1 rRNA gene is annotated in these 317 nt (G+C 48.9%); it reads left to right on the top strand.

Annotation, left to right across the window (positions count from 1 at the left end):
* Window positions 1-317: ribosomal RNA gene (locus ACYUCW_RS18235) — 23S ribosomal RNA — on the top strand; the annotation flags it as partial.

Here is a 317-nt window from a genome sequence, read left to right on the forward strand (position 1 = left end):
CATTTAAAGAAAGCGTAATAGCTCACTGGTCGAGTCGGCCCGCGCGGAAGATGTAACGGGGCTAAACCATGCACCGAAGCTGCGGCAGCGAACGTATCACTTAAATTTGTTTGAGTGAATAACGATTGACGGAACGAAGTGACGTCAATGCGTTAATGAAAGTCGAGGCGAAAGCACGACAAAGCGAATTTAAGGATACGTTCGTTGGGTAGGGGAGCGTTCTGTGAGCCTGCGAAGGTGTACTGTGAGGTATGCTGGAGGTATCAGAAGTGCGAATGCTGACATAAGTAACGATAATGCGGGTGAAAAACCCGCAC

This window comes from Proteus sp. MB838 (assembly GCF_054767435.1).